Below are 4,520 nucleotides of genomic sequence, written 5' to 3'. Positions count from 1 at the left end.
TGCGGGACGTCGATCCGCGCCATCACGCCGACGAGGCGCGGATCGACGTCCCGCACCGCCCGGCACCGGTCCCCACGAGGGGAGGGACCGGTGCCGGCGGGCAGGGGACTTTTCCGTCGCGGCACACCTGGATATCTGACGGGTCGTCAGTTACGGTCGCGGGCACCGGCTCTTCCCGAAGGGGTGTGTGCCATGCCCGAGCCTTCCCCGTGCCCGCCTCCGTCCGGCGCCCCGCGCTGGGTCGCGATGGTCCACGAAGCCGCCCGGGACTCCTGGGTCCCGGCCGCGCAGTCCCCGTACCGGACGCCCGTGCTGTACGCCGTCGGCGAGATGACCCGGACCGTGCGGGCCCGCGGCGCCGAGCTGACGCTCGCGCTGTGGGGGCCCGAGGGCGGCGGCTGGCGGCTGTACGGCACCCCGGAGGAGAAGGCCGCCGCCGAGCGGCCGGTCGTAGGGGATGAACAGGGCGACTTGGCTGAGCCGGGCGAATCGGCTGAGCCGCGTGAACCGTCTGAAACATCCGAACCGGCTGAAACGGGCGGACCGGACAAGCTGGTCGAGCGTATGACGAACCGTCGCCACCAGGTGCTCACCGCCGCCCTGAGCAGGGCGGGGCTGTACGACCTCGCTCCTGAGGACGGCGCGGCCGTGCGGGCGCTGGCCGGCCGGCTGGACGAGCCCACGGTCCGCCGGGTCGCCCACTGGCTCGCGGCCGCGGCCGGTGCGTCAGCCGCCGGTTGAGCGCCCGCCCGGCCGGGCAGTGACGTCCTGGAACTCGAAGTGCCCAGGGAGGGCTGGAGGACGTATGAAGGTCACCGTCGACCGCGCCGCGTGTTACGGCTCCGCGGAGTGCGCGTTCCGGGCCCCGGCCGTGTTCGCCTTCGAGGACGGCTACGGCGTGGTGCTGCCCGGCAAGGAGGACGCCGCCGAGGAACCGGGGGTCCGGGAGGCGGCCGAACGGTGCCCCTCGCAGGCGATCGTGCTCGGGGAGTAGGGGTGCGTCCGCGGGCGTACGGCGTTCACGGCGCCGGATAGGTCCAGCCGAGGTCGGCCAGTGCGCGTGCCCTGGCCTCCGCGACCGCCGCGCGGGCCGTGCGCTCGGCGGGGTCGGTGTGCGACGACTGGCCGGTGACCTGGCCCTCCCACTTGCGGTAGAGCAGCCCGGCCTCGGCCGAGAACCAGCCGCGGCTCACCGCGTCCAGCGCCAGCAGCAGCCCCGTGTCCTCGGAGGCGGGCAGCGCCATCCAGCCGCCGAGCGCGGACAGCAGCTCCCGGCGCACACACAGGGTCGCCGGATGGACCGGGGGCCGGAAGTCGTTCGCCCGCCAGTGCCGCAGCACGGCGCCGCGTTCCAGCGGACCCTCGTCCGGGTCGCCGGGGAAACCGGCCGTGGAGCCGTCGGGCAGCAGGTCCAGGACCCGGCAGGTCGTCCAGCCGAGGTCGGGACGCGCCTGGAGCACGGCGAGATCGCGGGCGAGCGCGCCCGGGGTGAGCCGGTCGTCGGCGTCCAGGACCTTCACATACGCGCCCCGCGCGTGCGCCAGCGCGATCGTGCGGGCGACCCCCGGACCACCGGGTCTGCCCTGGTGGAAGACGACGCGCGGATCCTCGGGGACGTAGGGACGGACCTCGTTTGTCGTGCCGTCCTCCTGGATCACCCACTCCCAGCGCGCGCCGCCGGGCAGCTCCTGCTCGCACAGGGACGCCCAGGCCTGCGGCAGGAACCGGGCCGAGGGGGCGTGCACGGCGGTGATGACGGTGACAACGGTGGTGTGCCGGGTCACGGCAGCACTCACCACCTCTCAAAGACCTCTCCGGGATGTCGTGGCCATCGTCTCAGGCCCCGCCCGGGGTGGTTCGGGCCCCTGGAGGAACGCGCGCGTGACCCCCGGCCGTGGCCGGGGGTCCTTCCGTGTCGACCGTGCGTACGCAAGTCGCCGAGTTGTCGAGACGTCGCGGTACCGAGGGGGAGAGGAGGGTCGGTTCAGCAGTCGAGCGATGCGGAGGGCTCTCTGGCCTCTGTCTCCCGCGTCCGTTCCGTCTCTTGCGCCTCGCGGGCCTTCTGTGTCTCGTGGCCGTCCGATGTCAGCTCGCTGTCGTCGAGGGCTCGGTGCCGGCAGCTGGGGGATTTCCCGTGGGCCTCGGCCCTGATCCGCTGTTTCATCGTGGGGGGCAGGGCCTTGGTGGAGGACCAGGTCCAATGGCGTGGTGCCGGGATCGCCGGGACCGTGCGTTGCGCGGTCTCGGTGCGGGGGCTCTCGGTGCGCGGCGCGGCGGCCGCGGGGGCGGCGGCGGCGCTCACGAGTCCGAGCGTCGTGCACAGCGCGAGAAAGGCGGTGACGATGGCAGTCCACAGCTTCATGACCTTGTTCCGGTCCATGGCCCCTCACTTTCGGGTTGGGCGATTTGCGTACTTTCCTCATGATGTGTATGTGGACCGCGAAGTGGTGGACCGACGCCCGTGGCGCGGCGATGTTCAGATGAACACCACTCGGATGGCCGTAAGAAGGTCGGAAAACCCCTAAATCCCGGTCAGCATGCGCGAAGGGGGAGCAAAGTGACCGTCCGTGGAGGTGTGATCACCCTCCGATCAGAACGGCTCCCGACCTGGGCTATTGCGCTGGCAGGGACCGGAGTTGGGGCCGGACGTAGGTCACCGATCGATATCGGCCGGTGTGTATAGTCGGGCGCCAGAGGTCCCCTACGTCAAGGAAAGACGAGGTCGCGCGGTGAAGAAGCTGCTCCTGGTCGCACTGGCCGCCATCGGCGGGCTCCTCGTGTACCGCCAGATTCAGGCGGATCGCGCCGAGCAGGACCTGTGGACGGAGGCGACTGACTCCGTGCCCACGGGTTCGTGAGTCCGATTCCAGAATTTCAGCAGGCCCCGGTCGCACCAAGCGGCCGGGGCCTTTGCTGTGGGTTGCGGGGTCCCGCGGGGTGCGGTACGCGTGGCCGCGCCGGGCGTCGGGGGCGGGGTCTTTCGGACGGTCCCGCGCAATGCCCTGATGGCGCAGCGGCCGCCGGGGCAGGATGGGCCGCGGGAACGTGACGTCATAGGGGGTGCACGTGCGGCGGCGCAGGCGCGGGGCGTGGGAACACGGACGTAGAGCACGGATACGGGGCAGCGGGCGCCCGGCCGCCGCGCTTCTGGCACTGGGGCTGTGCGGTACGGGACTGCTCCCGGCCGCCGCCGCGTCGGCCGCCACCGGCCCCGGGGCCTACGCCTTCGCCCCCGGCGCCCGCACCGTCGAGGGCACGGCCTCCTCCGCCGGCGCCCCCCGCCTGGACCCCGGCCGTGTCTACCGCGGCTCGCTGCCCGCGCACGGCCGGCTCACCTACCGCCTCGACCTCGCCGACGCCACGGCCACCGCCTACGTCCCGGTCACCGCCGTACCGCCCGCGCACACCGATGTCACCTCCACCGACGGCATCCGGGTCACCGTCCGGGACGCGCACGGCACGGCCTGCTCCTTCGCCACCGCCCGCTTCGGCGCCGGGCTCAGCCCGCGTCCGGTCACCGCCCTCGGCAAGCGCGAGGCGGGCCGGGCGCTGTGCCGGGCCGCGGGGACGTACTCCGTACTGGTCGAACGCCTCGACACCGGGGGCACGGCCGCGCCTTGGGACCTGGAGCTGGCACCCGTCATGGAACCCCGGCTCACCTCCCCCGGCCCCACCGGTGCCCCTCAGGCCTGGGACTCCGCCTCGCCCGAGCCGGTCACCGGCGAGGCCCGCGAGCGCGCCGGCGGGGCGGGGTTCACGGCGGCCCGGACGCTGGGCCCCGGAGTCTGGCGGACCACCCTCGTGCCCGGCCGCACCGTGTTCTACAAGGTGCCGCTCGACTGGGGCCGCCGGCTCCAGGCCTCCGCCGAACTGGGCGGCGCGGCGGGGCACGGGTACGTCGGCGGCGCCCTCGACCTCTCCCTGTACGACCCCGTCCGGGGCCTCGCCGACGATGTCTCCCTCGGCTACACCGGTGTCCGCAAGCCGGTCGCCCTCGCACCGCTGCCGCCCGTCGAGTACGCCAACCGCTACGCCGCCCCCGCCGCCGTCAGCGCCCTGCGCTTCGCCGGGGACTACTACCTGGTGCTGCACCTCAGCGACCGGCTGACCGAGACGTTCGGGCAGGGGCCGTACGAGGTGACCCTGCGGGTCCGGGTGGACGGCCGGGCGCACGCCGGGCCGGGGTACGCCGGGCGTCCGGAGCCGGACGGCGTCTTCACGCCGACGGCCCAGGACGAGGCGGCGCCGCCGATCGGGGACGGCGGCGGTGCCGGGGGCCTCGCGGGCGGCGGCTCACCGGCGATGAAGGCCGTCGCGGCCGGCGGGATCGGGCTGGGGACCGCGCTGCTGCTGGTGCTCGGCGGCTGGACGCTGGCGGCCCGGCGGGCTCAGACGCGGGTCAGCGCCCAGAAACCCACGGCGTAGCAGGCCAGCGCCAGCAGCAGGATCGGCACGACGGCCTTGGCCGGAGGGCCGGGACGGCGCCGGGCGCGGCGGCCGTGCCCGGCGCCGTCCCGGCC

Annotated in this window: 6 protein-coding genes; 4 read left to right on the top strand and 2 right to left on the bottom strand. The window is 74.2% G+C overall.

The window, feature by feature from the left end; all coding sequences use genetic code 11:
- The first annotated feature begins 192 nt into the window (after window positions 1-192).
- Window positions 193-741, top strand: coding sequence for a hypothetical protein (locus CCN72_RS34970; protein ID WP_086812380.1), 549 nt, complete (start codon window positions 193-195; stop codon window positions 739-741).
- A 64-nt stretch (window positions 742-805) separates the two neighbouring features.
- A complete protein-coding gene (locus tag CCN72_RS34965; RefSeq protein ID WP_037650358.1) occupies window positions 806-994 on the top strand; it encodes a ferredoxin in 189 nt (62 codons plus the stop codon).
- 25 nt (window positions 995-1,019) lie between these two features.
- On the opposite strand, the gene CCN72_RS34960 is transcribed toward CCN72_RS34965, so the two are convergent.
- Both CCN72_RS34960 and CCN72_RS34955 read right to left on the bottom strand, forming a co-directional pair.
- The gene (locus CCN72_RS34960; protein ID WP_167408742.1) at window positions 1,020-1,796 is read right to left on the bottom strand and encodes a glycosyltransferase family 2 protein; all 777 of its coding nucleotides are present in this window, start codon (window positions 1,794-1,796) and stop codon (window positions 1,020-1,022) included.
- A gap of 188 nt (window positions 1,797-1,984) precedes the next feature.
- A complete protein-coding gene (locus tag CCN72_RS34955; protein ID WP_086812376.1) occupies window positions 1,985-2,380 on the bottom strand; it encodes a DUF6344 domain-containing protein in 396 nt (131 codons plus the stop codon).
- 349 nt (window positions 2,381-2,729) lie between these two features.
- Between CCN72_RS34955 and CCN72_RS41075 the strand changes: the two genes are divergently transcribed.
- A complete protein-coding gene (locus CCN72_RS41075; RefSeq protein WP_003999697.1) occupies window positions 2,730-2,858 on the top strand; it encodes a DLW-39 family protein in 129 nt (42 codons plus the stop codon).
- Window positions 2,859-3,066: 208 nt separating this feature from the next.
- On the top strand, window positions 3,067-4,425 hold the full coding sequence (locus tag CCN72_RS34945; protein WP_244174630.1) for a hypothetical protein: 1,359 nt from the start codon (window positions 3,067-3,069) through the stop codon (window positions 4,423-4,425).
- Window positions 4,426-4,520: the final 95 nt, after the last annotated feature.

Source organism: Streptomyces murinus, assembly GCF_002154555.1.
Classification (GTDB): domain Bacteria; phylum Actinomycetota; class Actinomycetes; order Streptomycetales; family Streptomycetaceae; genus Streptomyces; species Streptomyces murinus.
This window is presented reverse-complemented; position numbering and strand designations above follow the sequence as displayed.

Bases quoted from the DNA above. Each gene is read 5' to 3' on its own strand.
- CCN72_RS34970 (WP_086812380.1), top strand. From the start codon at position 193: ATGCCCGAGCCTTCCCCGTGCCCGCCTCCGTCCGGCGCCCCGCGCTGG.
- CCN72_RS34965 (WP_037650358.1), top strand. From the start codon at position 806: ATGAAGGTCACCGTCGACCGCGCCGCGTGTTACGGCTCCGCGGAGTGC.
- CCN72_RS34955 (WP_086812376.1), bottom strand. From the start codon at position 2,380: ATGGACCGGAACAAGGTCATGAAGCTGTGGACTGCCATCGTCACCGCC.